The organism is Bartonella sp. B17, assembly GCF_053795755.1.
The window spans coordinates 89,525-115,157 of record NZ_CP200032.1 but is presented as its reverse complement, the minus strand read 5'-3'; the positions used below and the strand labels follow the sequence as shown (position 1 = coordinate 115,157).

Here is a 25,633-nt window from a genome sequence, read left to right as displayed (position 1 = left end):
TTAATATATGGAGGACACACATGGCTGAAGCCAACGATAAAAAACAATACTTGCATTTGGTATTTGGTGGAGAATTAAAAAATCTTAGCAGTAATCAATTTAAGAATCCTGCTAATTTAGATGTGGTTGGTATTTTTCCAGATTATCAATCAGCTCAAGAAGCATGGCAAGCAAAAGCGCAGAGCAGTGTAGATAATGCATTACAACGCTATTACATTGTAGACTTGTATCGGTTTTTTGATTCTGAAACGGGCGATGTATAATAAAACCTGAATTTGATATCATTATTTTCTTAGGTTGTGCGCGTGCAGTGAGATTGAATTTTGTATAAGAATGTCAAATAGTTCAAGAAAAGAAGCATAGTACTTGTTTTCAAGCCTTTTTGAAAAGAAAATTGGCATTCATTTATAGAAAACGCGGTTTATACAGTTTTTTTGTGGTGTATTGGGGGAAGGGTTTGTGTTTGCTTGTTAGATGAATTCACTGTTAAAAAAGTTTACACGGTATTGCAAAGACATAAGATACTTATAATCCATTTATTATAATTTTTTGGATGGTCGATGTATTACTTTTTCTTCTTTTTAAAATGCAGAAATTATTGTTGCATTTTTTCATTTTTCTACCCCAGACATAAATGTGCAGCTTGCAAAAAGATTATGCTTAAATTCATGCATTTTTTGAGCAGATGAAGGAAAATGCATCGTGTTAATAGAAGTCATACAGACACATGATTAATGTTCAAAATATACTTAAATCTAAAAAAGATGGTTATGATTGTGGATATGTGACGTGAAAAGGCATGTAAAATTGGAAAAGTAATTACTTTATTAGCTAAAATTACTTACTCTATCACATTTTGATACATGTATTTTCACGGGAGAAGATTCTTTGAAAAATGTAAAGTATAACTGCAATTTCGTTTCTGTTGGATATTCAATTTTTTTCATAAATGAAGCGCTTTTTGTTTTCTAAAATGCGGAGGGTGCTTTTGCTAAAAGAAAAACAGATGCAATAACAGAGATAATGAATCATTTAATAAAAAAGCTTACAGGCGTTCAAAAATAGGTAAATGATAGATAAATGGGGTGAGTAAATGATAGAACTAAAGGCACGTGCGGCTCTTTTCCTCTATCGGATGGTTGGTTTTTGTTTACGTCCTATGATACCTTTTTATTTATTTTTTCGTGCTATTCATGGAAAAGAAGATTGGGGTCGCAAAAAAGAGCGTTTAGGTAAAAGCCACAAAACACGTCCTCAAAGTCCATTAATCTGGTTGCACGCGGCAAGTGTTGGAGAAACGCTTGCTCTCGTTCCACTTATTAATTATATTTTATCATTGAAAATCAATATATTATTAACAACTTGTACTGTAACATCTGCTTCTCTGGTAAAAAAGCTCTTTGGTGATCGATTAATTCATCAATATGCCCCATTAGATTTAGATTTAGCTGTGCGTCGTTTTATTGGTCATTGGAGTCCTGATTTAGCATTAATTTGTGAATCGGAAATTTGGCCTTTACGTATTAAAGAACTTGCTAAAATGCGTATTCCACAGATTTTGATTAATGCTCATATGTCCGAACGTTCTTTTAAAGCTTGGCAAAAACGACGCGTTCTTGCCAAACATATTTTTAAGCATATTGACATGGCTATTGGTCAAAATGAAAAAGATGTGGCTTATTATCATACGCTTGGAGTAAAATCTGTTGCGTTTTCTGGCAATCTTAAGGCAGATGTTTCTTTGGTTGAAGATCAAGCATTGCTTGCACATTATCGCAATGCTATTGGCGATCGTCCAGTTTGGGCAGCCGTTTCAACCCATGAAGGAGAAGAGACGATAGTTCTTGAAGTTCATAAAATTCTTAAAAATTATTTGCCAGATTTGTTGACAATTATTGTTCCTCGTCATCCTGAACGTTCAAAAGATCTCATTAGAAGATATAGCAATGAGAATTTGCATTTTATTTGCCGAAGCAATAATGCTATTCCAGATGCCAATACAGATATTTTTTGGGGAGATACAATTGGGGAAATGGGACTTTTTCTTCGTCTATCGAAAGTTACTTTCATTGGAAAGTCGCTATGTGGGTATGGTGGACATAATCCATTGGAGTTAGCTTTTCTTGGTTCCGCTATTTTGGTGGGTCCTCATATTTCAAATTTTCAAAAGATGTTTGAACAATTTCTAATTCGTGATGCAGCATATATGGTTCAAGATAAAGATCAGCTTGCTATTCAGGTGTATAGGCTTTTAACAAATGAAGCATTACGGCAAGAAATGGTTAAGACTGCCTATGAAGTTGCAACAGGTATGACAGGTGCGCTCGATCGCACATTAAAAGTTCTTGATCCATTTTTACAGCCTCTTGTAATACAGACAAGTTTAAGTCAGCATCGGGATAGGTATGTATATTAGAGCTCCCCATTTTTGGTGGAAAGATAAAAGCTTTTTACATTTTCTATTAAAACCAGTTTCTTGGGGGTATGGTTATTTTGCACGTTGCGTTATGGCCAAGCAGTCTCCTGTTATTGATCTTCCAGTTTTATGCATTGGAAATTTTACATTAGGTGGCGCTGGTAAAACGCCTGTTGTTATTGCTTTTGCTCAAGTGGCGAAAGAGCTTGGTTTAGTTCCGGGTGTCGTGTCACGTGGTTATGGTGGAACAGTTCAGAGAGTACATCTTGTAAATAAGGAATGTGATAATGCGCGCTCTGTTGGAGATGAAGCGCTTTTGCTTGCACAACATGCTTTTGTTGCGATATCGCCTGATCGTTATGCGGCTGCACAACGGCTTAAGGAGGAAGGATGTGATCTTATTTTAATGGATGACGGATTTCAGAGTCGCTATCTTTACATGGATTATGCACTGCTTATTGTGGATGCAATGCGTAATTTTGGCAATGGAGCTGTTTTTCCAGCAGGGCCTTTGCGTGCACCGCTAAAAACACAGTTTTCTTTAATGGACAGTGTGTTGTTGATTGGCCATTTGGAAAATGATGATAAAGTTCATTCTCTTTTGATCGGTACTGGAAAGCCTTTGCATCACGCTCATTTTAAACCATTAGTGTCTGATAAGGTTGCAGGAAAGTTATTTTTAGCATTTGCAGGTATTGGCAATCCAAATAAATTTTTCAAATCGATTAAAGAATTATCTGGCCATATTGTGCAAACTTATTCTTATCCTGACCACTACTTTTTTACTGACAGAGATTTAAAAAATCTTGCGCAAAAGGCTAAAACACAAAATTTATGGCTGGCTACAACTGCTAAAGATTATACACGTATACAGGCAAGTTCTATACAAAAAAACTTAAAGAAACTTATTGTATTTGATGTTAAAGTTGATTTTGCTCAAAAAAATTTTTGCAGTATGATCCTTGAGGAAGTTATAGCCCGTTTTGCGAAGCGAAAAAATACCCTTTAATTTGCTATTTTGAAGGCAAGGTCTGGACTTTATAACCTTTAATTGATTATTTTTTTTGCGTTTTTAACAATTGACTGAGATGTTGATTGCATTCAAGTTCGCGATGATAGGAAATTTCACAATTAGCATATGCCTCTTGGCGGAGATGGTTCCAATATTTCAGATCATTTATAGGAATTCTTTGTCCACTAACAGCACAAAGAGTATAGGTTCCATATTCTATGATTTTATATTCACTATTGGAATAATGAATTTTTGCTTCACGTTCATCATTGGAAAACATCATTCATAACCCCCTTCTTATTTACGTGAGAAATGATTAAAGCAGAATGCCATAAGATACTTTATAAAGTCGAGAGTAAATTAAAAAATTTTTTCTACCAGAACAATAAACTAAGAGCTTATTTTCTGCCAAAAAGCCGTTCTATATCAATTAACTTGAGTTCGATGTAAGTAGGACGGCCGTGGTTGCATGTACCAGTGTTTGGTGTTGCTTCTATTTGTCGTAAGAGTGCATTCATTTCTTCGGGACGCAAAAGCCGCCCTGATCTTATTGAGCCATGACAGGCCATAGTTGCTGCCACATAATCAAGCATTGCTTTTAAATTGTCTGTAGTATCATACTCTGCTGCTTCATCTGCCAGATCCTTAATGAGGGCTTTTACGTTAATTTCTCCTAACATAGAAGGTGTTTCTCGTACAACAATTGCTCCAGGTCCAAATGATTCTATTCCTAAACCAAATTTCTGCAAAGCATCTTTGTGCGTTAAAAGATGCGTTGCATCTTCTTCGGAGAGTTCAACGATTTCAGGGATAAGCAATAATTGTGAGGGAAGTGGTTTGGAGTAAAGCGCATTTTTGAGTGACTCATAAATGAGTCTTTCGTGAGCAGCATGCTGATCAACAATTATTAAACTGTCTTGAGTTTGAGCAATAATGTAATTTTTATGGATTTGCGCTCTGGCAGCTCCTAGTGGATAACGTAATTCTTCTTGTGAGGGCATAGTGCTTGTAGTACATACATCACCACTTGGTGTATCTAAGTACTCTATAGGAGGGGTGGGGTTTTCTCCTAAATCAATAAGATTCGTAGCATCGAATGGTTTGTGTAGCACTGATGTTGAAGCAAGGTGGTGATTGTGTGGAGTGTAAGAAAAAGACTGATGGGTATTTTTAAAATTTTTCAATGGCTGTGATGTTTGAAACGCAGCAAGCATTGCTTCAGAGTTTGTTGAAATGGGACGAACACCAACTTGATGTAATGCCTCATGAATTGCTCCAACAATTAAACCACGAATTAATCCTGGATCTCGGAATCGTACATCGGCTTTAGCTGGATGCACATTAACATCTACATCGGCGGGGGGGAGATCAATGAAAAGAATGGATACAGGGTGACGATCTCGAGCCATGACATCGGCATAAGCTCCTCGGATTGCTCCACAGAGAAGTTTATCGCGCACTGGACGCCCATTAACATAAGCAAACTGATGAAGGCTATTGCTACGACTGAAAGATGGCAAACAGGCAAAGCCAGTCAAGCGAACTGCTTCACGTTCAGCATTAAGTGTGATGCTGTTGGAAGCAAATTCTTTTCCCATAATCTGTGTGATACGTTGTAATTGTCCTTGAGTATTATTTTCCGTAGCAGGTAATTCTATGGAAACTCGGTCTGGACCAGAAAGAGAAAAGCGGATATGTGGAAATGCAATAGCAATTCGTTTAATCATATCGGTGATGGCACTTGCTTCAGCACGATCTGTTTTCATAAATTTTAATCGCGCTGGAGTGACAAAGAAGAGATCACGAACTTCAACTATAGTGCCAAGATTAGCAGCGGCTGGTTTGGGTCCAACACATCGTCCTGCTGTAACGGAAATTTCAGCAGCGTTGTCAGCATTCTGCGTTCGTGAAATTAATTTAAGTTTTGCAACAGAACCAATAGAGGGTAAAGCCTCTCCTCTAAACCCGAGGAAACAAATATTATGCACATCATCAGTAATTTTTGATGTACAATGGCGAGAAACCGCTAAAATCAATTGATCTACAGGAATTCCACAACCATTATCGCTTACCTTGATAAAGTTTTTTCCGCCGTTTGCTGTGACAATTTCGATTCGGGTTGCTCCAGCATCAATAGCGTTTTCAACAAGTTCTTTGACAACACTTGCTGGGCGTTCAATAACTTCTCCAGCCGCGATTTGGTTAATAATATTTTCGCTAAGATGGCGTATGATCATAATAAATTCTAATAAAGATTTCTACGGATTTTATAAAAGCGTTAATGTCATGATAACATTATTTATTCAACATTCAAGAATAAGAGAACGTAAGAGATCTGAAATTCAAAAAGTTATATTCATTGTACAAAAATTGTTATATCAAAGGCTGTTTTATTATCTGTAGCATTCATTGATTGTGGTAGTAAATTGATCAATAAAGTCAAGGAGAACAATTTTCTTGCCCAAGATACTTACACCAGTCAATCATCTGAGTCAAAAAAGAAGCACAGTAAAGATGGGAGACAAGACAATATGACGCGTATAAGCGGAATTTTGGCTGATAGTGATATACGAGCTTTAATTGATAATGACGTTCTTACGGCTCTTTGGCCATTTGATGCAGCTCAAATACAACCCGCAAGTATAGATATCCGTTTAGGAAATAAAGCCTATCGTATACGTGCATCCTTTATGCCAGGAGCTAATGCAAAGGTTTTGGATAAGATTGAGCGATTAAAATTGCATGAATTTGATTTGCAGAATGGGGCAGTTTTAGAAACGGGCTGTGTGTATATCGTTCCTCTTTTAGAGAGTTTGGCTTTACCAAAGATTTTGTCTGCGGTTGCTAATCCCAAAAGTTCTACAGGACGGTTAGATGTTTTTACGCGTGTGATTACAGATAATGCTCAGGAATTTGATAAAATTTGTACAGGTTACCATGGTCCACTTTATCTTGAAATTAGCCCACGTACATTTCCAATTTTTGTACGTACTGGTTCGCGCTTATCTCAACTTCGGTTTCGAAAGGGGAAAAGTTACTTAAATGAAAATGAGTTGCATGCTTTGCATCAGGATGAAACGTTAGTATCGGATGATTTTCCTAATATTAGCAATGGTGGTATTGGACTCTCTATTAATTTGAAAGAAAATGAAAATGGGCTTATTGGTTATCGTGGTAAACGTCATACTAGTGTTATCGATATTGACAAACGTGCTGCTGCGCATGTTTTAGATTTTTGGGAACCTCTTTACTACAATGGTCAAAGTGAGCTGATTCTTGATCCTGATGAATTTTATATTTTAGTTTCGCGAGAAGCTATCCATATTCCTCCACTTTATGCAGCTGAAATGGTGCCTTTTGATCCTTTAGTTGGTGAATTTAGGGTACATTATGCAGGCTTTTTTGATCCAGGATTTGGGCATATAGAATCGGGAAGAAAGGGAGCAAAAGCGGTTTTGGAAGTCCGCAATCATGAAGTTCCCTTTATTTTGGAACATGGTCAAATTATTGGTCGTTTAATATATGAACACATGCTTAGTCGACCATTAGCACTTTATGGACATGATGTTGGATCACATTATCAAGCGCAGGGACTAAAGTTGTCTAAGCATTTTAAATAAGTTTGAAAAAATAGCTTTTGATAAAGCTGTGTGCAAAAAATCTCTTTATTGAAAACTTTAGTTTTTCATAAAGTATGAGATATTATCAATTTTTTTAATTGAATATGCAAGATTATTCGCCATCATTGGTTCTATTTTTAGCAATTTAAATGACAATATTATGCATTTTCTCTCATATAAAATGTCATTTTTATGGTTTTATTTAAATTATTTTATTCTGTTGAATACGTTCTAGCATTTAAATTTTGTTTTAATGCCCTAACTCAATTGTGAGGGTCGTTCCGAGAAATTTTAGTTAGTGTGGAAGTCTGCAGGATTTTATCTACCATTATAAGAAGATTACTACGCATTCAACGAGTTCGATTGGATTTTATTAGAGTTTGATTGCTTTGATTAATGGTTTTTTTAATATTTATAGGGGGAGTCGTGGTATATAATTAATAATTGGCCAGATCTTCAAATTGTTGAGGCCTCTTTGCAAGAGGTTATTGCTTTAAAACTGAAGAAAATGACTACAGCAGTGCGTTTCAGAGGGTATTCGTTATAAAGTAATGTAACTTTAATCCTTGGACATATGTTAGTAACGTGTGAATTTACATGTTATTATTGATTGTGGTTCGTGGGGGAAGCACGTATCTGTCGTGTATCTGTGTGTTATCAGCTTTTTTTGTTGCAATCTCTGTCACCTGTAATTACTGAATGAAATTCTCTATTAGGACATCTGATAGAGGATATGCGGGTTGGGGATTATTGGTTTTTTGGTGTGTTTTCACCTTTCATTTAGAAACAATGGTGTTATTATGATTATTTCCTCAGCGTTGGATTACCGCAAAGCAGCAAAGCGTCGGCTTCCTCCTTTTCTTTTTCACTATATTGATGGTGGGGCTTACGCTGAAGAGACATTACGACATAATTGTACAGATCTTCAAACAATTGCATTGCGTCAAAGAATTCTTAAACAAGTCGGTGAAGTTGATCTTTCCATCAAGCTTTTTGACAAAACGCTTAATATGCCAATTGTGCTTGCACCTGTTGGGTTGACAGGTATGTATGCACGTCGTGGCGAGGTACAAGCTGCACGTGCTGCAGTATCGAAGGGCATTCCCTTCACATTATCTTCAGTTTCAGTTTGTCCCATTGAAGAAGTGCATGCAGAGGTTGGAAACGCATTTTGGTTTCAGCTTTATGTTCTTAAGGATCGTGGATTTATGCGTAATGTTTTGGAACGATCTTGGGAAGCTGGTTTACGTACATTAGTTTTTACTGTTGATATGCCAGTTCCTGGTGCACGTTATCGTGATGCTCATTCAGGTATGTCTGGGCCTTATGCTGGGATCCGCCGTGTTTTACAGGCCGTTATGCATCCACATTGGGCTTGGGATGTTGGTATTATGGGGCGTCCACATGATCTTGGAAACGTTTCTACCTATCTTAAAAAGAAGATTGCATTAGAAGATTATATTGGTTGGCTTGGTGCAAATTTTGATCCATCAATTGGTTGGTCAGATTTACAATGGATTCGAGATTTTTGGAAAGGAAAAATGATCCTGAAAGGTATTCTTGATCCACAAGATGCGCGAGAAGCGGTGCGATTTGGTGCTGATGGTATTGTTGTTTCCAATCATGGTGGGCGTCAGCTTGATGGTGCCTTGTCAACTATGCGAGCTTTGCCAGCGATTGCAGATGCTGTAAAGGATGATTTGACTATTTTGGTTGATTCTGGTGTTCGTTCTGGTCTTGATGTTGTACGCATGATAGCGCAAGGTGCGGATGTCGTTATGATTGGTCGTGCTTTTGTTTATGCACTTGCAGCAGCGGGTGAAAAGGGTGTTACGCACGTCCTTGATCTTTTTGCTAATGAAATGCGGGTAGCTATGACGTTAACGGGTGCGCGCGCAATTAAAGAAATTACACGTGATAGCTTAGCAAATATAAATGCTACTGATTCATGATGGATGTATATCCACACAGCATCCTTGGGGGATCTTTTAAAGTTGGTTAATATATCTGGGTGCAGTCGGATGTTTTCATGTGTTATAGTAGTGTGGTATAATTTTATTATACCACACTACTATTGCTGATTCTATAATTTGCCAAATACCAAATTGGTTTTTATTGCAGAATTGCTTTATTTGGTACCCTTTATAATAATACAAATTTGTAAAGAATACTGTACTCCATATGTCGTTAAGCAATTATTTTTTTAAGTTTTATAATAGCTTTTCACGTATCAACATTTCTATAGAGTTTGCATAACTATAAAACAGATATGTTTATCTAAAGATAGGAATTATTGGCTTTAATATGGTCTCTTAGCTGATTTTGATGATAAAAATAAGCAATCGTTAAATATTGATTCTATTGATGGATAACTACTTGTCATGAAAAGTGGGGTTTTCACGAGCTTTCTGAGTCGCATCAGTGAAAAAATTCAAATCTAAAGTCTTCTGGAAAGACTGGATCACTGATGTTGCTAAAATTTCTACAACACTTATCAGCTGCATCAAAGCTATTCTTGAAAAAGAAGAAAATATTGAAGCAAACAAAGTCTTTAATGATTTTGTTAATGCCTTACAGAAGAATATCAACGATAGTATTGATCCAGATGATGTGATTGAGATGTTGATACAACATCTCATTATGGAACCAATCTTTGAAGCTTTGTGTGGAGAATATGATTTTGTCCAGAAAAATACAATTTCCCAATCGATGCAAGATATTCTTGAAGATTTGAATAAGCGCGGATTCGAGAAAGAATGTGATAGACTTCAAAAATTTTATGCAAGAGTTAAAGACGATATCGGAGGAAACGCGAATGCTGCTAAGAAGCAGGATTTTATCAGGAAGATATATGACAACTTCTTTAAAAAAGCCTTTGAGAAAACAGTTAAGCATTTGGGTATTGCTTATACACCAGTTCTGGTGTTTGATTTCATTCTTCATTCTGTTGAACATATTCTCAAGACTGAATTTAATAGCGATATAGCCAATGATAATGTTCATATTATAGATCCTTTTGTTGGGACAGGGATATTTATTACACGCCTCTTCCAGAGTAAGATTATTCCTGAGGAGCAGCTACCCCAAAAATATAAACATGAAATTCACGCTAATGAGATCATTCTATTGGCATACTATTATCGCTGCAATTAATATTGAAACAGTCTATCATGATCTTCTCAAAGGGAAGGATAAGTATAGAGATGAAAGAAGTTTGAAGGCTCTACTACACACCTTTTGATAATATTTGTCTCATTGATACATTTTAGATGTTTGAAGATAAGGATTGTTTTGATGGTGTGTTAAAGGAAAATAGTGAACGAAGGATAAAACAATCCAAACTTCCGATCACATTATTATAGGCAATCCTCCTTATTCTATTGGCCAAAATGGTGAAAATGATGGGAATAAAAATATAAAATATCTCAGGTTGGGTCAACGAATTAGAGAGACTTATCTGAAGAGATCTATTTCAAGAAATGCATCAAATAGTTTATACGATTCTTATGTTCATGCTTTGCGGTGAGCATCGGATCGTATCAAAGATTGTGGTGTGATTAGTTTTGTCACAAATGCGAGCTTTATTGATGCAAAGTCCATGGATGATGTGAGAGCATGCTTTAAGGAAAACTTTAGTAGCCTCTATATTTTCATTTACGAGGGAAGGAATATTAGGGTTAATAATTTTTCGAAAGAAGGGGGTGATAAGGAAGGCAAAGGCATTGTCGGTCAATTAAATAAAGTCCCTATTGCAATTTCTATTCTTGTAAAAAATCCAGAAGCTCAAGAGCGTGAAAAAATATATTTCAAGATATTGGTGATGAGCTTTCACGTGAAGCAAAAGAAGCAAAATTGGATAAGATCACTGAGTTTGGCAGTATAGCGGATATCAAGGATTGGGAAAGGATTATTCACAGGGTATTAAAACGAATAGAGACGCATGGTGTTATAATTTCTTTAGAGAGAAACTGCGTGAAAATATGAAAAGGATGAGAGATTTCTATAACGCAGAATTGGAAAGAATACAGCAAAACAATATCCTTATTACCGAAAAAACATTCGATAAATATGTAAGCTTAGACAAAACAAAAATTAATTGGGATACTAAATTGAAGAAGAGCTTTTTGAAGGGGAAATGACATCAATACGACATCAAAGAAAGAAAGTCTATTTATCGTCTTATCGTCCGTTTGCAAAAAATATGCTGTATTTTGATAAAAACTTTAATAATAGCCAATATCAAATGCCTAAAGTATTCTTTAATGAACAGTGTGAAAATTTGGTTATTATCGTTGTGAGAAATGATAAAAGAGAAAAATTTTCGTCGTTAATTGTAGATACAATTTTTGGTTATCCATTTGATTCATCTGGAAATTGTTTTCCGTTAAAAAGGTAGATTTTTCAGGGCAATTGTCATTAGGATCAGATAATGTTGCACAATCTCAATGAAAAGATGCAATTACCAATCAGGCTTTGGCTTATTTTCAAGTAGCTTATCCAAGAGAGAAGATAAAAGGAAGATATCTTTTATTACATTTATGGATTATTGTATAGTGAAGAGTATCGGGAGTGTTATGCTGATAACTTAAGCAAACAGTTGCTACGGATTCCACGTGTAAAGAAGTTTTGCTGATTTTACTGCTTTTATTCAGGTGAGGAGCGATCTAGCGCAGTACTTCATCTAAATTATGAAACTGTACCTCTTTATACAGAGTCAAGGTTATGAGCTGCTTAGAAGATTTGGAGCTAACAGATCACAAGGTTATCTGTGGGCATGGTGAAGATTTTCATGTTGGTAAAATGCAATTTGCTAAGAAAAATGATCCAGAAAATAGGGAGAGTGCCTACAGTAAAAGCATTCTCATTTACAATGATAAGATCACAATTGGAATATCCCTAAGGAAGCCTACGAGTACGTTGTCTCTGGAAGATCTACTTTAGAATTAGTTATGAAACGCGTCAAGCTGTCAAATTGAATTGGAGGAACAATAAAACTGGGATTCTGCATAATGTGAATGATTGGGCTGTTGAGGTTATGGGCAATGCATGTTATTCACTCAAACCATTTCTACAGATTATCACGGTAAGTTTAGAAACCTGTAAGATTATGAAAAATTTTCCTAAATTAGATATAAAAGAGGAGCATGTGGACAAAAAAATTCCATTAAAGCTTGGTATCTAAGAGATATCTTCTTTATTGTTAAATTTAAAAGATGTTTGAAAGAGGGTGATAGATAGGTTGTGGAAATATAGGAGAGTAAGGTGCAAGAATTGAAGTGGTACAATGGATTTAGATGGGTTTATCATGGGCTAAAACGTTCATTTAACTGGAGAGAACGTGCAACACGTGCTGAGTATGCTTGGATTTTGCTCACATCGCGTATTATTGCATCACCTATCTGGTTTTTCGCAAAACAGCATAAAATATTTGCGTTTATACTTCCTGAACCAAATGTTGGTTTCATAGTTTTGTTGCATGTGATTTATCATGTATTACTGATACCAGAGCTTTCTGTTTCAACAAGACGATTGCACGATTTAGGTCATTCAGGTTTTTGGCTGGTTCCTATTTATGTACCTTGGTTAGCAATGGGGTTTATAGGGGATCCCACGGAGGAGATGAACGAATCCTTAGCTTACCTAATGACGAGCGTCTTTTTTGATCTTTTTTTGATGTTGGTGATATGTTCTAGAATTGCTTTGTCTCTTTATCTTCTCTTCAAAAATGGAAAGCATATGGATAATAAATATGGAGTAGATCCAAAGAGAGTCTTATCTGATAAATAGAATATGAATAATAAAATAGAATGCTAAATATTTGTTATGTTATTTTGGGTATGGTGATATTTTACAATCATTTCTCATGAAGGGAGAGTCTAGCAATTGAGGTTCACTGATTTTTTTAATTTTTATTGCCTTAGGTGATTTCTAGGAAATTAGTAGGTGAGCATAATTCAAAGAGATGCTTCATTATAAAATGAGAGAGATCAACTCAAGAGAAATAAGGAGCAATTCTGAGTGAAGAGTTTTTCAAAAAAATTTCAAAATAAGAACTCTCAAAATTATTATCTTTGCATGAGATTTGAAGATTTTGAGAGTTCGTATTATAGCCAAAAATAGTTTTTTGGCTGTTCCTTTCAAGAAGACAAATTCATCAAATACCTTACTCACAGGATGAGATTAGGTACCAGCTTTTCGCTCAGCCTCTTCACTTAAGGATGAATGCAACTAATTGCGAGTGTCCTTTTGTCTGGGAACATCATGTAGTACACTGTTTTAAGATCACTGCACATCTCGGCTGCATGTAGAACCTTTTTAGGTGCGTGCGCTATATCGTCATGTTTTATTTTAGCAGTCTACTTGTCTTATTGAAGGTAGGTGGAGATTTTAGAAATTTTTCTACATGCGTCCGAACATCTTTGGCTCTGAGTGCATTGCGTTTATTGTCCAATTAAAATCTTTTTCTTTCCAACAAAACTCTTTACGCAACGTTTCTCCCATATCACTAGCAACATATCACCCATGTATTTGCACATAACAACAAATATGTGGCAGTCGTTCGCAAAGTTAAAAATAAGGAATTGCTCGTTATAGTTTCGAGTTTCTGCTAACCATTTTGCTTGAATCAGCTTCTTTTCATGTTCTCTCAGCGCATATCATTTTTTATAATTGCTGATAATTTATCCTATATTTATCTATAGGATTCGTAGGAACTTTACTGACTTATAGCGCGAATATTTCTTGCTCCGATAAGTATCATAGCCAGTAACAGAAAAGCCATAATTCTAAACGCGCTCGTTGCAAATTTTCTGTGATATTCGTCCACTGTTATACTCTTTTTATTTTTGTAGTAAAAATACGTCAAATTGCTATCTATGGAGAATCTTTACTGATTTGATCTGCTCAAAAATCACTGTCTGTTTTAAGATTCTTGAGGAGAATACCTTCCAGATTTCTACGTAACAAATTTTCCAAACACATGCATTTTGATCGCGTGATAAAAGGGGGACTGTTAGGTGGATTAAATAAAGAGTAAAAACAAATACATTTATTATTCAAAATAAAGTGGTGCCGCATGCCGGATTCGAACCAGCGACCCCATCATTACGAATGATGTGCTCTACCAACTGAGCTAATGCGGCATAAATTATACATTAATCATTAATCGGACAAAAGTTGATTGTAGGGTAATAGCCAAAAGAACATACAAAAGCAAGTGTGCATCTTACTCAACCGTTTATAAGATGCGTTAGTTGTTTGAAATGAGAAAAACGACGCGTAGAATGGGAATCAAAACAGTTATTTTTGATCTTTATGTTGTAATGTGTTGATAAATGCTTTTTTAATTTAATGAGAGTACTTGATTTTATAAATGATATAGAGCGCACTTTGGGGATAGTAAATGTATTAAGGTGTCCTAGTATAGGTAAAGATGGCTGCAGCTTTTATGGGAAAGAGAGAAGTTTTTTAAGCTATTTATGGAAGGAAAAGTACTATCAGTTTCCATAATATGGAGGTAAGGTGGGGATGATTAAGATAGAATGAGATATGTTTTCTATTTAAAATGGAGTAAAAAAACACGCTGGATAAATTGATTTATAGAAGTAAAAATGAAGCCAGCTTACCAAAAAAACTCCTAGAATTGAAGAACTATTCTCTTGTTATGACTGATCGACGGAAAAAGGTTTGGATGGTATATTTAAAAAATTTAATATCTTAATGAGATAATGTATATGTTTATAATAAACTGATAAAACATTTTTAGCCTGCACTTATTAGCGAAATGATTTAAAGTTCCCCTAATAAAATGAAATCTTTTAAGATATATCAGTTATGCGTGTGCAGTAAATTTTAGAAGAATTTTTCAATATCAAGTGTATTTTCCTTTTGTAAACGAGATTCTATGAAAAGGTTTTTGCTTTTTGTAATTCAAGATACAAAACATTATTGCTAAAGTGCCAAAGATAAACCATGCTGGTAAAGAAATTAGAGTGATGCAAATTGAAGACAGGAAAATTGGTAGAATATTACTTATAGATTGGTTGAGTCCATAAATATCCATTTTCAGAAAGTTTGCTAATATTTCATTGAAGGGTGTTATCATCCAGTGTGATGTGCTTACAGTGTGGGAGCCATCGATGACTAATACTATAATCGTCAGTGTGATAAAAATGAAAGCCATTAATTTAAATAAAGGACGGAACATATCTTTTTCGCCATTTAAAAGGAATGTTCGCGTAACGTATAAAAGAATAAGTAGTTGCATTATGGCAAAAAAATAAGCTTACATTCGTTTTTATAATTTTTAAAAAAATACATAAAGTTATTGTTGGTTTTCCCCGATGAAGATTGAACGTGAATCTAATGAGAATAATGAGGAATGATGTTTGAGGAAAAGCACAATGAATTGAAGCGTAGTCTTCAAAATCGTCATGTTCAAATGATTGCTTTTGGGGGTGTTATTGGAACAGGTCTTTTTTATGGATCAATTGAATCTATACAATTAGCTGGTCCTTCAACTATTTTAGCTTATCTTTTGGGGGGGCTTATTATTTATTTCATCATGCGAATGCTTGGTGAAATGTCAGCAGAAGAGCCAACATCAGGTGCCTTTAGTTTCTTTGCCTATAAATATTGGGGATGTTTGGCTGGTTTCATAACGGGTTGGAATTATTGGTTTCTTTATATTCTCGTTGGTATGACGGAACTTACAGTTATCGGCTTTTATCTTGATCATTGGGTTTTAATTGACCATTGGAAATCATCTTTCCTTGTTTTTGCATTTGTTACCTTGATAAATTTGGTTAATGTTCGTTTTTACGGAGAATTTGAATTTGGTTTAGCTTTGATTAAAGTTTCTGCCGTTGTTGGTATGATCATTTTGGGAATTTTCCTCATTGTCACTGGAATGGGTGATCATCAAGCGAGCATTCAGAGTCTCTGGAATTATGGAGGTTTTTTTCCTTATGGTGCAACGGGATTTGTTTTCGCTACTTGTGTGGTTATGTTTTCTTTCGGTGGAACAGAGCTTATTGGCGTTGCTGCTGGAGAAACATCAAATCCACAAAAAACAATTCCAACTGCTATTCGTAAAGTTATGTGGAGGACTATAATTTTTTATATTGGTTCTATTAGCATTATTATGATGATAAGTCCATGGAATATGATCGGGAAAAATGGCAGTCCTTTCGTTACAATTTTTGAAACCATAGGAATTCCTGTAGCAGGCCATATTTTAAATTTTGTGGTCATTATGGCTGCTATTTCAGTTTACAACAGTAGTATTTATTCTAACAGTCGTATGCTTTATAGTTTAGCTATACAAAAAAATGCACCGCATATTTTTGGTAAACTGAGTAATGCTCGTGTTCCTTATGTTGCTACTCTTTTTTCATCGATTTGTACTGGGATAATCATCGTCGTTAATGCTCTTGTGCCTGATAAGAGTTTTATGCGTATCATGGCTCTTGCAACCGCAGCAGCAATTATTACTTGGGCTATTATTGTTATTGTTCATTTAAAATTTCGAAAAGCACATAAAAATAGAAAAGAGTCATTTATTTATGCTTTCAGTTTATATCCTTATGCTAATTATCTTTGCCTTTGCTTTCTTGTTTTATTATTTTGCATTATGTTTGTTAGTGGCTTTGGGCAAAATGGATTAATGACTCAATTTTTTAATATTATAGGAATAAGGACGTCTTTTATTGAATCATATATTCCTGCTCAGATGCCTGATATGAGTTTGGTAGTGGTTATTATGCCTATATGGTGTTTGCTCTTGTTCTTGGGTTATAGGCTTAAGCTGTATCGGTAAAAGGGAGTGCATAAAGAAAAGAGATTGATTGGAACAAGCTTTGGGTATCATACAATTTGATAAAGTAACACAACTCTTTGGTGATTTGTGTGTTCTAAAAAACATTACTATACGGCTTACTGAAAGACGGATTGCGGTTATTGGTGCGAATGGTTCTGGGAAAAGCACATTTGTCCGCCTTATCAATGGGTTGCAATTACCATCTGATGGTTTTGTGAGTGTAGATGGACTCGATACAAAGCATGATGCAAAGGCAGTAAAGCGTAAAATAGGATTTGTTTTTCAAAATCCTGATAATCAAATTGTTTTGCCTTTAGTGGAAGAAGATTTATCTTTTGGTCTCAAAAATTTAAAACTGAGTAAAAATGAAATTAAAGAGCGTGTAGACGAAATTTTACAACGCTATGATCTTCAAGCATTTAAAAACCATGCAGTTCATTTATTAAGTGGTGGGCAAAAGCAATTAATTGCTATTTCAAGTGTGGTGGCAATGAAACCAGATTATATTATTTTTGATGAACCAACCACATTACTTGATCTGAGAAACAAGTGTCGTATTGCACAAGTTATAGAAGAGTTATCACAAACAGCAATTGTTGTATCACATGATTTGGAGTTCCTCGAAAAATTTGATAGAGTGCTAGTTTTTGATAAGGGGGAAATAGTTGTTGATGATGTACCTTCTGTTGCGATAAAGGAATATGTGAGGAGAATGTCTTGATCGGTTTATATTTCCCTCAGAATACATTTATCCATAGACTGAGACCAGAGATTAAGTTGGTGTTTCTCACTATATGTGCAACCGCTGCATTTATGTTTTCATCTATACCTATATTTTTACTATTTTTACTGTTTTTGATTTTATTATATAAAATTGCAAAGATTCCTTTTAAAATTATTTTAAAACAGTTTAAATCAATGGGCTTGTTTTTAGTGCTCATATTCGTTTTCCAAGTTATTGTTAATCATTGGCTTGTAGGTTTTGAGGTTGTATTACGTCTTATCGTCCTCATTTTTTTAGCATCACTTATTTCTTTTACAACCAAAGTTTCAGATATGATCAATTCAATTGAAGCTAGTCTTAAACCATTTCAATGTTTTGGTATAAATCCATCAAAATTTAGTATGGTTTTATCTATGGCGATTAGGTTCATTCCAGTTGTGAGTGAAAAATTTAACGAAGTGCGTGAAGCACAGCAAGCACGCGGCTTTGATACCAATGTTTTTGCTATTGCAATGCCTTTAATTATACGAACTATCAAAATGGCTTCAGAAGTTGCTGAAGCTTTAGATGCGCGCTCTTATGATAGTGGCACTGATGATAAAGTGTAATTAGTAATAAAATATTTATGGGGAAAAATAATTCAATGAACACAAAAGATTTAACTTATATTGCTTTATTTGCAGCTATTTATGCAGTTTTAGGCCTTTTTCCACCTATTTATTTTCCTTTTTTCCTTGGACTTCCTATTACGGCTCAGTCCATGGGGCCTATGTTAGCAGGTTCTATACTTGGAGCAAAAAGAGGAGCTTTAGCATCGGTTCTTTTTCTTGCCATGGTTGCTATTGGATTGCCTTTATTGGCTGGTGGGTATGGAGGTATTGGAGCTTTTTTTAGAACTGGGGGTGGTTATTTGATTGGTTTTGCAGTTGCTGCATTTTTTATTGGTTTTATGGTTGAGTTGTTTTGGAAGCGGCTAAATTTTATTATATTGGTTGTAATAAATACTGTAGGTGGTATTGGGGTTGTTTATTTTTTTGGAGTGCCATGGATGGCTTATGTTACTAAAATCTCTTTAATGAAGGCTTTGATGATTTCATCAGGTTTTATGATTGGAGATTTTTTAAAGGTGTTGGTTGCATCTTCTGTAGCTATTACAGTTAAAAAATCTATACCTCTCATTTCGTCAAAAAAAGAGTAGTTTTTACTTTGAATGAAATTTTTGTATCGTGATTCATTTAGATGATAAAAAGAGCAATGTAGTGAGTTTTTTTGTCTTATTTGTTTGCATTTTAAATTAGAAAAATACGCAGAGATAAGAGAAGCTTATTGTATTATTTAAATGATTGTTTCAGAAATAATTATTACACAATTTATATAGATTATTATTATTATTATTAGGATATATTAAAAGTGCAAAGCTATTATTTATAAATTGCGTAATGTGTTTTATTAATTATTATTAATGAGATTATAGCAAATATAGCAGAAAATTTATTTGATATTTTGAATGCAAATTGTACGGATTGTCATTTTTCTATAAGCAAATTTATGATTTTTGTCAAAATAGAAAGTAATATTTGTAATATAATCATATTTTTATTTATAGCGCATTAGTAATATATTCATATATAATTGCAGAATGCAATATGAATGAATAATAAAAATGATATTTAATATATATTTTTAATAAATAAGTTATTTTTATGATTTATAATAATTATTACTATGTACATATAAACAAAATTATGTTAACTTCACTATGTATTTAAATAGATAAAATAAATTATATAGGTGAAATTATGAACATGAGATGTTTTCTTATTATCTTCACTATTATTTTTGGTTTTTCTTCTATTGTAAAAGCATCTGAGTGCACTGATATTAAAGGATCAGCATCTATTATTATTGATTCTACTGGTTTTAGTGAAGTTTTGTTTTTTAATGATCATGATGAATCTTTATTGAATAAAGTTGTTTCATCGTCATATACAATTAAGCATAGTGCATCTTGGAAAGATGTAAAATTAGTGTTTGATAAAATAAAAAAAGTTTATTATGATTTAGGAATATATTTTTACAATTTTTTCTTAAGTATGTTCAAGTGGTAGAAGAGAAGAATATATTATAATGTTCTTCAGTATAATTTTTGTAGTAAAAATATACTTTATGCTTTGAAGAATGTTTAAGTTTTGTTGGGGGGAAGAATTTTGGTTTACTCTCAAGGTATGAAATTGCAAAGTCGTGTGTATATGCATAAATTATATATGCTTATAGTGAGAGTAATTAATGTATTAGCAAAGATTTACTAGGAACAGTAATTATGATAATGGGATCATCAATTCTCTTGGTGTTTTCGGAATAATTTGGTGATCTTACAAAAAAATTAAAATGGTTTATTTATCTAAGATAATTTGCTTTTTTGTTGTGCATTAACTTGAGCTTAGTAGCTTGCCTTTAATTGAAAGAACAATACGGTTTCTATTTTTAGTAAAAGAACTGTAAGTGTTTTAAATTTTCTAAAAAAATATCAGCTGCTTTCAATTTTGCAAAGCTTTAGAAAAAGTAGGGCAAATTAAGCAAAAATTAGCTAAAATAAACTTTTCGTAGGAATGTATTGTCAATTTTTTTTGAAGCTATAGATAATCTATTTGAGATCGGTTTTCCTGCATTTTTCAACGATGATTATTATTCTGAAATAGCTTTAATGCGGATAATATCCATTAATATGATGTGATTATAAAATATATGAAAAGCAAATTTGTATTGCATCTTAATAATACTGATTAAGAAAGAAAAATTTTTAAAGGGCTTAATTTTTTAGAAGTAGAAACACTCTCAAACGTAAAATATTTCAAGGAACACTCTGAAAAAAATTTCATCTGCAATACACTGTCAAAGCAAGTTTGAAAATTCTATTCTTGTATCTTTATTTGTGTATCCATTACGTTTTAAAAAACAAATAAAACCAACAAGTTGTACTTAATTTAAAAAGGGAATGGTGCCCAGACGCGGACTCGAACCACGGACACGCGGATTTTCAGTCCGCTGCTCTACCACCTGAGCTATCTGGGCATGCTTCATAAACACATGAAGCGTGTGGCGGTTATAACATTAAAATTTTCTCTGTCTAGCCACCAAAAGAAAAATAATCGATTTTTATATCAATTTTTATAAATTTATCCTTGTATTCCCAGTATTATAGTTACTTTTTTCATAAAATCAACTTGATAGCTATATTGTGATCCGTTAGTGTATTACTATCAAAATGCTTGTTTTTATCGCAGGGATAATGTTGGCAATTCTTTTTTTAGAATCAATCAAGAGATGTGATTACTTGAAGTATTTTATAAAAACTCTACCCATTTTCAGTCTACGAAATAAAAGAAAAATATTTTTGAGTAAAGAGACTGTTATTTCATCATAATCTATTTTCCCTTTAAGAAAGACAATCATTTGAAAGAAAAGAATAATAATGCTGCTAAAAAGACCAGATCACCTTCCAAATAATCCTAATTTTTCTTCGGGTCCTTGTAGCAAAAGACCAGGTTGGAACGTTGGGATCTTAAAAAAGGCACTATTTGGGCGTTCGCATCGGTCTAAAATAGCGAAACAGAGACTTGCTGAAGTTATTGATTTAATCCGTGAAGTGCTTGAAGTGCCTTCTGATCACCGTATAGGTATTGTTCCTGCTTCAGATACTGGTGCTGTTGAGATGTCTTTGTGGTCTTTATTAGGCGAACGTGGCGTTGATATGGTTGCATGGGAAAGCTTTGGAACGGGTTGGGCTGATGATGTTGTTGAGCAATTAAAGCTTCCTGATATACGTCGTTTGAAAGCTCCCTATGGTGAATTGCCAGATTTAACACAGATTGACTTTGATCGTGATGTTGTTTTTACGTGGAATGGAACAACTTCTGGTGTGTGTGTTCCTAGTGCAGATTTTATTCCAGATAAGCGGGCAGGATTAACAATTTGTGATGCAACATCCGCAGCTTTTGCTCAAAATCTTGACTTTTCAAAGTTAGATGTTGTTACTTTTTCATGGCAGAAAGTTTTAGGAGGAGAGGCTGCACATGGTGTATTGATTTTAGGTTCTCGTGCTGTTGAGCGACTTGAAAATTATACTCCAATTTGGCCTATGCCTCAAATTTTCCGTATGACAAAAAATGGTAAATTGAATGAAAATATTTTCAAGGGAGAGACCATTAATACACCTTCTATGTTGTGTGTTGAAGATTTTCTCGACGCATTAAAGTGGGCAAAATCGCTGGGTGGTTTGCCAGCATTAATGGCGCGAGTTGAGAAGAATTTTGCTGTACTCGATGCTTTTGTGAGTAAAACACCTTGGTTAGAATATTTGGCAAAGGTTCCGCAAACACGTTCTCATACATCTGTTTGTTTAATAATTGTGGATCCGGTTATTACTGCTCTGGATATTGAGAGACAGGAATCTTTTATAAAATCGATAGTTGATCGTCTTGATGAGGTAGGTGCTGCTTATGATATTGGTTCGTATCGAAATGCTCCTCTAGGTTTTAGAATTTGGACAGGCATAACAATTGAGGCTTCTGATCTTGAATGTTTAACGAAGTGGCTTGAATGGGCATTTCAGGTTGAAAAAGCTCGGCTTTAACTGATTGTTAGATCATTATAAGATGATCTTTCACAAAAAAAGAAAATATGAGAAGTCATGATAGTGCCTCGTATTTTCTATCAAATAAATAATTTCTCAAACATTGAACGATCGTAAAAGATCATAGGATTGAGTTAATTGTGTGTAATATATTGGAAAAAACAATAATAAAATAATAAAAAGCTCTCAATTTTTACTTTCTTGTAAAATAAATGATTGATTTAAAATGAAAACACATAGTTTTATTTTCTTTTATTATTTTGCAACTTGGGAATTTTATAGCATGATGATTAGGAAAAGCTCAAATGAAGAGTCGCACTTGCTTTAAGGTTTCGTTATAAGGGAGGCGTTTATTTTTGTATGCTGATTTATTTTACCAAATACGACGGAGAAAATTATGGCCAATGTAGTTGTTGTCGGTACGCAATGGGGTGATGAAGGTAAAGGTAAAATTGTCGATTGGCTCTCTGATCGGGCGGATATTGTAGTGAGGTATCAGGGTGGACATAATGCAGGTCATACATTGGTTATTGATGGGATTAGCTATAAATTATCGCTTTTACCCTCTGGTTTAGTTCGTGGTAAGTTATCAATTATTGGTAACGGTGTTGTAATTGATCCTCATCATTTTGTTGTAGAATTAGAAAAATTATGTGACCAAGGTGTGAAGATTACACCTGAAGTTTTGCGCGTTGCTGAAAATGCTCCTTTGATTCTCTCTCTGCATCGCGATCTGGATGCAATTAGGGAAAGTGGTCTTTCGGGTTTAAAAATTGGCACGACAAAGCGCGGTATTGGTCCAGCTTACGAAGATAAGGTTGGACGTCGTTCTATCCGAGTGATGGATTTGGCAGAACCTGATACACTTATGGTTAAGATTGAACGGCTTTTGCGACATCATAATGCTCTGCGTCGCGGGATGGGTGTTGTAGAAATTGATGCTCAAGCGCTTTATGATGAATTAATGCAAGTGGCAAACAAGATTTTACCCTTTATGGATTGTACATGGCGTCTTTTAGATGAAAATTATCGGATGGGGAAGCGCATTCTTTTTGAGGGTGCACAAGGTGCTTTATTAGATAATGATTTTGGTACTTATCCTTATGTGACGTCATCAAACACAATTTCTGGACAAGCATCTACTGGTTCAGGTGTGGGGTCTAACGCAATTCATTATGTTTTAGGCATTGCAAAAGCTTATACAACACGTGTTGGAGAAGGACCATTTCCGACAGAACAGATGAATGATATTGGTGAATTTCTTGGAATGCGTGGGAATGAATTTGGCGTTGTGACTGGTAGAAAGCGTCGATGTGGCTGGTTTGATGCTGTTTTAGTACGTCAAATGGTAGTCATTTGCGGTGTTAAGGGTATAGCACTGACAAAGCTTGATGTTTTGGATGGTTTAGATGAAATTAAAATTTGTATTGGCTATGAACTTGATGGTAAAAAAATTGACTATTTACCCTCTTCTATGGGAGCTCAAGCTCGTGTAAAGCCAATTTATGAGACACTGAAAGGCTGGAAAGAAACAACGGCGCATGCGTTAAGTTGGAAAGATTTACCAGCACAAGCTGTCAAATATATACGCTATATTGAAAAATTGATTGGTACACGAGTGGCTTTAATATCTACTAGTCCTGAGCGTAAAGACACTATTCTTATTACTGATCCTTTTGCAGATTAATAATCATGTTAAGATTTTAACATTGGTTGTTGTTTTGTCTTTTTTGGGATAGAAACTTAAGAACGAGTGGTAAAAAAGTACAAAATAGCATTGTTTCTTTTGCGTATTCGCTTTAGATTAAACAGTGTTTAATCAATATAATGATAATCAATCTGGAAAGCTGAAATAAAGATGCTTTTAGCTTTGTAGCTGGGCTTTTTTTCAAGTTTGAAAAAAGATTATATGGAAATATGGTAGATTTCATTAGAATCTTAAAAACAGCAATTAACGCGCAAAGCGATGGCACATCACAAACGCGCCAACGAATCTATACACGAGCTATCGAAACACTAGAACATCAATTTGTAGCAGCTGCAATACCACAAGAGATGGTAGATAAGCAAAGACAGATTTTACAAAATGCTATTACGGCTATTGAAGAAGAATATTTAGCGATTGAAAAGGAAACACTTTTTTCAAGTATTGGGTGGAAGCCTATAGATGCTACTAAAAGCGATGAAAGTACAAGAAATTCCGTATTACTACAACGTAATGATGTTTCAGTTGTGATGACAGAAAAAAAACAAGAAATCTCTAATTCAAGCTCAAAGGAAAATAAGATATTTTATGAGTCTTCTGCGGCAAATATACCAGATGCAGAGCCCATCAATATGGATACTCATTTGCGTTCTAAGCATGTTAATAAAAATATGTTACAAGATTCTACTTTAGCTTCTGCTCTGCAAGCAGATAATTCACATGTTGTTTCACATATTTTTTCTCAAGCTTTACGTCGAGCTAATCGGTCATCAATACAAAAGCGTATTATAATAGGAGTTACGATTTTTGCCAGTTTTTCCATCTTAATTATTGGTATTTGTTTCATCGGTGGGCGTGTGTTTGTATCCAATGATCATCAGTTATTAAAGAAAAATATTCAAGCTTCTAATGCGTTACCAAAGGCATTTTTAATTAACAAAAAATTAACGCAGCGCTTGTTAGAAGATGGGAGTGAAGTGGATGTTGGTGCAGACCAAATGGCAAATCCTTCGAATGAAGAAGGAATTGCAACAGGGACTACTACAAATTTGCAGGAAGCAGGACAGCTGGGTGAAGCTGTTTTTTATCAAGCTCGCACAAGCTATGATGCAGAAAAAATAGCAATAGGTAGTGCGCGGTGGTCGCTTATCAAGGATGCTGGTGTTAAGGATGCTCCAGAAAAAGTAGCTATACAAGGTGATATAACAATTCCAGATGAAGGGTTATCATTACGGTTGATTTTACGTCGTAATACTGATTTGTCTTTTCCTGCTGCGTATATTATGGACGTTATTTTCATTCTTTCTGATAAATTTTCAGGTCAAGCCATAAGCAGTGTTCAGGCACTCACTTTTAAGGCAAGTGAACAATCAATTGGACAATCTTTAAAAAGAACTACTATCGCTAGGATTGATGATAATTTTTTTCTTGTTGCATTAAGCGGAAATCACCTATTCCTTAACCAAAATTTACAAATGATGAGGGAGCTAGATTGGATACGTTTAATCCTGACTGACAAAAACGGACGTGTAAACGAATTAACTTTTGCAAAAGGACCAATAGGTGAGGCTATTTTTAATGAAGTTATTGGGCAATGGATCACAAATCTGGATAAATTAACAGTTCTTGGCCATCAAAAAAGCACTGATAATAAGGGAGGTAAAAATAGTAAACAGATAACCTCCCCATTATGATAAAGAAACTAA

21 protein-coding genes, 2 tRNA genes and 1 pseudogene are annotated in these 25,633 nt (G+C 34.6%); 19 read left to right on the top strand and 5 right to left on the bottom strand.

Annotation, left to right across the window (positions count from 1 at the left end):
- The first annotated feature begins 20 nt into the window (after nt 1-20).
- The 3 genes from V4B18_RS00620 (at nt 21) to lpxK (ending at nt 3,425) form a co-directional block, all read left to right on the top strand.
- Nucleotides 21-263, top strand: coding sequence for a DUF4170 domain-containing protein (locus V4B18_RS00620; RefSeq protein WP_455475932.1), 243 nt, complete (start codon nt 21-23; stop codon nt 261-263).
- 830 nt (nt 264-1,093) lie between these two features.
- On the top strand, nt 1,094-2,416 hold the full coding sequence (gene waaA, locus V4B18_RS00615) for a lipid IV(A) 3-deoxy-D-manno-octulosonic acid transferase (protein ID WP_455475931.1): 1,323 nt from the start codon (nt 1,094-1,096) through the stop codon (nt 2,414-2,416).
- Entirely contained in the window at nt 2,406-3,425 is a 1,020-nt protein-coding gene (gene lpxK, locus V4B18_RS00610; RefSeq protein ID WP_455475930.1) for a tetraacyldisaccharide 4'-kinase, read from the top strand. The genes waaA and lpxK overlap by 11 nt, the downstream gene beginning before the upstream one ends.
- 46 nt (nt 3,426-3,471) lie before the next feature.
- Here lpxK and V4B18_RS00605 read toward each other — a convergent pair whose 3' ends face one another.
- The gene (locus tag V4B18_RS00605; protein ID WP_455476574.1) at nt 3,472-3,708 is read right to left on the bottom strand and encodes a DUF2093 domain-containing protein; all 237 of its coding nucleotides are present in this window, start codon (nt 3,706-3,708) and stop codon (nt 3,472-3,474) included.
- A 118-nt stretch (nt 3,709-3,826) separates the two neighbouring features.
- Complete coding sequence (gene mutL / locus V4B18_RS00600) at nt 3,827-5,665, bottom strand: DNA mismatch repair endonuclease MutL (RefSeq protein ID WP_455475929.1); 1,839 nt, start codon at nt 5,663-5,665, stop codon at nt 3,827-3,829.
- A gap of 294 nt (nt 5,666-5,959) precedes the next feature.
- On the opposite strand from mutL, the gene V4B18_RS00595 reads away from it, so the two are divergent.
- The 8 genes and pseudogenes from V4B18_RS00595 (at nt 5,960) to V4B18_RS00560 (ending at nt 12,835) form a co-directional block, all read left to right on the top strand.
- Nucleotides 5,960-7,048, top strand: a complete 1,089-nt coding sequence (locus tag V4B18_RS00595; RefSeq protein ID WP_455475928.1) for a 2'-deoxycytidine 5'-triphosphate deaminase — start codon at nt 5,960-5,962, stop codon at nt 7,046-7,048.
- A gap of 800 nt (nt 7,049-7,848) precedes the next feature.
- Nucleotides 7,849-9,000, top strand: coding sequence for an FMN-dependent L-lactate dehydrogenase LldD (lldD, locus tag V4B18_RS00590; RefSeq protein ID WP_455475927.1), 1,152 nt, complete (start codon nt 7,849-7,851; stop codon nt 8,998-9,000).
- Between the two features lie 469 nt (nt 9,001-9,469).
- Nucleotides 9,470-10,201, top strand: a complete 732-nt coding sequence (locus V4B18_RS00585) for a hypothetical protein (RefSeq protein ID WP_455475926.1) — start codon at nt 9,470-9,472, stop codon at nt 10,199-10,201.
- A gap of 445 nt (nt 10,202-10,646) precedes the next feature.
- The gene (locus V4B18_RS00580; protein WP_455475925.1) at nt 10,647-10,931 is read left to right on the top strand and encodes a hypothetical protein; all 285 of its coding nucleotides are present in this window, start codon (nt 10,647-10,649) and stop codon (nt 10,929-10,931) included.
- A gap of 13 nt (nt 10,932-10,944) precedes the next feature.
- A complete protein-coding gene (locus V4B18_RS00575; protein WP_455475924.1) occupies nt 10,945-11,187 on the top strand; it encodes a type ISP restriction/modification enzyme in 243 nt (80 codons plus the stop codon).
- Nucleotides 11,184-11,681: pseudogene (locus V4B18_RS00570) on the top strand (type ISP restriction/modification enzyme). The gene V4B18_RS00575 and the pseudogene V4B18_RS00570 overlap by 4 nt, the downstream one beginning before the upstream one ends.
- Nucleotides 11,682-11,770: 89 nt before the next feature.
- A complete protein-coding gene (locus tag V4B18_RS00565; RefSeq protein ID WP_455475923.1) occupies nt 11,771-11,989 on the top strand; it encodes a hypothetical protein in 219 nt (72 codons plus the stop codon).
- A 321-nt stretch (nt 11,990-12,310) separates the two neighbouring features.
- The gene (locus V4B18_RS00560; protein WP_455475922.1) at nt 12,311-12,835 is read left to right on the top strand and encodes a DUF805 domain-containing protein; all 525 of its coding nucleotides are present in this window, start codon (nt 12,311-12,313) and stop codon (nt 12,833-12,835) included.
- Nucleotides 12,836-14,114: 1,279 nt separating this feature from the next.
- Here the strand turns inward: V4B18_RS00560 and V4B18_RS00555 are convergent.
- Nucleotides 14,115-14,190 (bottom strand) — tRNA-Thr (locus V4B18_RS00555).
- Between the two features lie 728 nt (nt 14,191-14,918).
- A complete protein-coding gene (locus V4B18_RS00550) occupies nt 14,919-15,254 on the bottom strand; it encodes a hypothetical protein (RefSeq protein WP_455475921.1) in 336 nt (111 codons plus the stop codon).
- Nucleotides 15,255-15,428: 174 nt separating this feature from the next.
- On the opposite strand from V4B18_RS00550, the gene V4B18_RS00545 reads away from it, so the two are divergent.
- The 5 genes from V4B18_RS00545 to V4B18_RS00525 all read left to right on the top strand — a co-directional run bounded on the left by V4B18_RS00545 (nt 15,429) and on the right by V4B18_RS00525 (nt 19,697).
- Nucleotides 15,429-16,865, top strand: coding sequence for an amino acid permease (locus V4B18_RS00545; protein ID WP_455475920.1), 1,437 nt, complete (start codon nt 15,429-15,431; stop codon nt 16,863-16,865).
- 40 nt (nt 16,866-16,905) lie between these two features.
- Nucleotides 16,906-17,586 (top strand): energy-coupling factor ABC transporter ATP-binding protein, encoded by a 681-nt coding sequence (locus tag V4B18_RS00540; protein WP_455476573.1) that lies wholly within the window; start codon nt 16,906-16,908, stop codon nt 17,584-17,586.
- Entirely contained in the window at nt 17,583-18,197 is a 615-nt protein-coding gene (locus V4B18_RS00535) for an energy-coupling factor transporter transmembrane component T family protein (protein WP_455475919.1), read from the top strand. The genes V4B18_RS00540 and V4B18_RS00535 overlap by 4 nt, the downstream gene beginning before the upstream one ends.
- Before the next feature lie 35 nt (nt 18,198-18,232).
- Entirely contained in the window at nt 18,233-18,787 is a 555-nt protein-coding gene (locus V4B18_RS00530; RefSeq protein WP_455475918.1) for a biotin transporter BioY, read from the top strand.
- 601 nt (nt 18,788-19,388) lie between these two features.
- Nucleotides 19,389-19,697 (top strand): hypothetical protein, encoded by a 309-nt coding sequence (locus V4B18_RS00525; protein ID WP_455475917.1) that lies wholly within the window; start codon nt 19,389-19,391, stop codon nt 19,695-19,697.
- An 888-nt stretch (nt 19,698-20,585) separates the two neighbouring features.
- Here V4B18_RS00525 and V4B18_RS00520 read toward each other — a convergent pair.
- A tRNA-Phe gene (locus tag V4B18_RS00520) sits at nt 20,586-20,661 on the bottom strand.
- A gap of 400 nt (nt 20,662-21,061) precedes the next feature.
- Between V4B18_RS00520 and V4B18_RS00515 the strand changes: the two genes are divergently transcribed.
- The 3 genes from V4B18_RS00515 to V4B18_RS00505 all read left to right on the top strand — a co-directional run bounded on the left by V4B18_RS00515 (nt 21,062) and on the right by V4B18_RS00505 (nt 25,621).
- A complete protein-coding gene (locus V4B18_RS00515) occupies nt 21,062-22,222 on the top strand; it encodes a phosphoserine transaminase (protein WP_455475916.1) in 1,161 nt (386 codons plus the stop codon).
- A 397-nt stretch (nt 22,223-22,619) separates the two neighbouring features.
- Nucleotides 22,620-23,909: an adenylosuccinate synthase gene (locus V4B18_RS00510; protein ID WP_455475915.1), complete on the top strand. Its 1,290-nt coding sequence runs from the start codon at nt 22,620-22,622 to the stop codon at nt 23,907-23,909.
- A 230-nt stretch (nt 23,910-24,139) separates the two neighbouring features.
- Nucleotides 24,140-25,621 (top strand): hypothetical protein, encoded by a 1,482-nt coding sequence (locus V4B18_RS00505; RefSeq protein WP_455475914.1) that lies wholly within the window; start codon nt 24,140-24,142, stop codon nt 25,619-25,621.
- Nucleotides 25,622-25,633 lie beyond the last annotated feature (12 nt).

Excerpts from the sequence above, each read along its gene's own strand:
- mutL (WP_455475929.1), bottom strand. The coding sequence starts at position 5,665 with ATGATCATACGCCATCTTAGCGAAAATATTATTAACCAAATCGCGGCT.
- V4B18_RS00525 (WP_455475917.1), top strand. The coding sequence starts at position 19,389 with ATGAACATGAGATGTTTTCTTATTATCTTCACTATTATTTTTGGTTTT.
- waaA (WP_455475931.1), top strand. The coding sequence starts at position 1,094 with ATGATAGAACTAAAGGCACGTGCGGCTCTTTTCCTCTATCGGATGGTT.
- V4B18_RS00620 (WP_455475932.1), top strand. The coding sequence starts at position 21 with ATGGCTGAAGCCAACGATAAAAAACAATACTTGCATTTGGTATTTGGT.
- V4B18_RS00545 (WP_455475920.1), top strand. The coding sequence starts at position 15,429 with ATGATGTTTGAGGAAAAGCACAATGAATTGAAGCGTAGTCTTCAAAAT.
- lldD (WP_455475927.1), top strand. The coding sequence starts at position 7,849 with ATGATTATTTCCTCAGCGTTGGATTACCGCAAAGCAGCAAAGCGTCGG.
- V4B18_RS00550 (WP_455475921.1), bottom strand. The coding sequence starts at position 15,254 with ATGTTCCGTCCTTTATTTAAATTAATGGCTTTCATTTTTATCACACTG.
- V4B18_RS00605 (WP_455476574.1), bottom strand. The coding sequence starts at position 3,708 with ATGTTTTCCAATGATGAACGTGAAGCAAAAATTCATTATTCCAATAGT.
- V4B18_RS00510 (WP_455475915.1), top strand. The coding sequence starts at position 22,620 with ATGGCCAATGTAGTTGTTGTCGGTACGCAATGGGGTGATGAAGGTAAA.
- V4B18_RS00565 (WP_455475923.1), top strand. The coding sequence starts at position 11,771 with ATGAGCTGCTTAGAAGATTTGGAGCTAACAGATCACAAGGTTATCTGT.
- V4B18_RS00505 (WP_455475914.1), top strand. The coding sequence starts at position 24,140 with ATGGTAGATTTCATTAGAATCTTAAAAACAGCAATTAACGCGCAAAGC.
- V4B18_RS00580 (WP_455475925.1), top strand. The coding sequence starts at position 10,647 with ATGGATGATGTGAGAGCATGCTTTAAGGAAAACTTTAGTAGCCTCTAT.
- V4B18_RS00595 (WP_455475928.1), top strand. The coding sequence starts at position 5,960 with ATGACGCGTATAAGCGGAATTTTGGCTGATAGTGATATACGAGCTTTA.
- V4B18_RS00515 (WP_455475916.1), top strand. The coding sequence starts at position 21,062 with ATGCTGCTAAAAAGACCAGATCACCTTCCAAATAATCCTAATTTTTCT.
- lpxK (WP_455475930.1), top strand. The coding sequence starts at position 2,406 with ATGTATATTAGAGCTCCCCATTTTTGGTGGAAAGATAAAAGCTTTTTA.
- V4B18_RS00530 (WP_455475918.1), top strand. The coding sequence starts at position 18,233 with ATGAACACAAAAGATTTAACTTATATTGCTTTATTTGCAGCTATTTAT.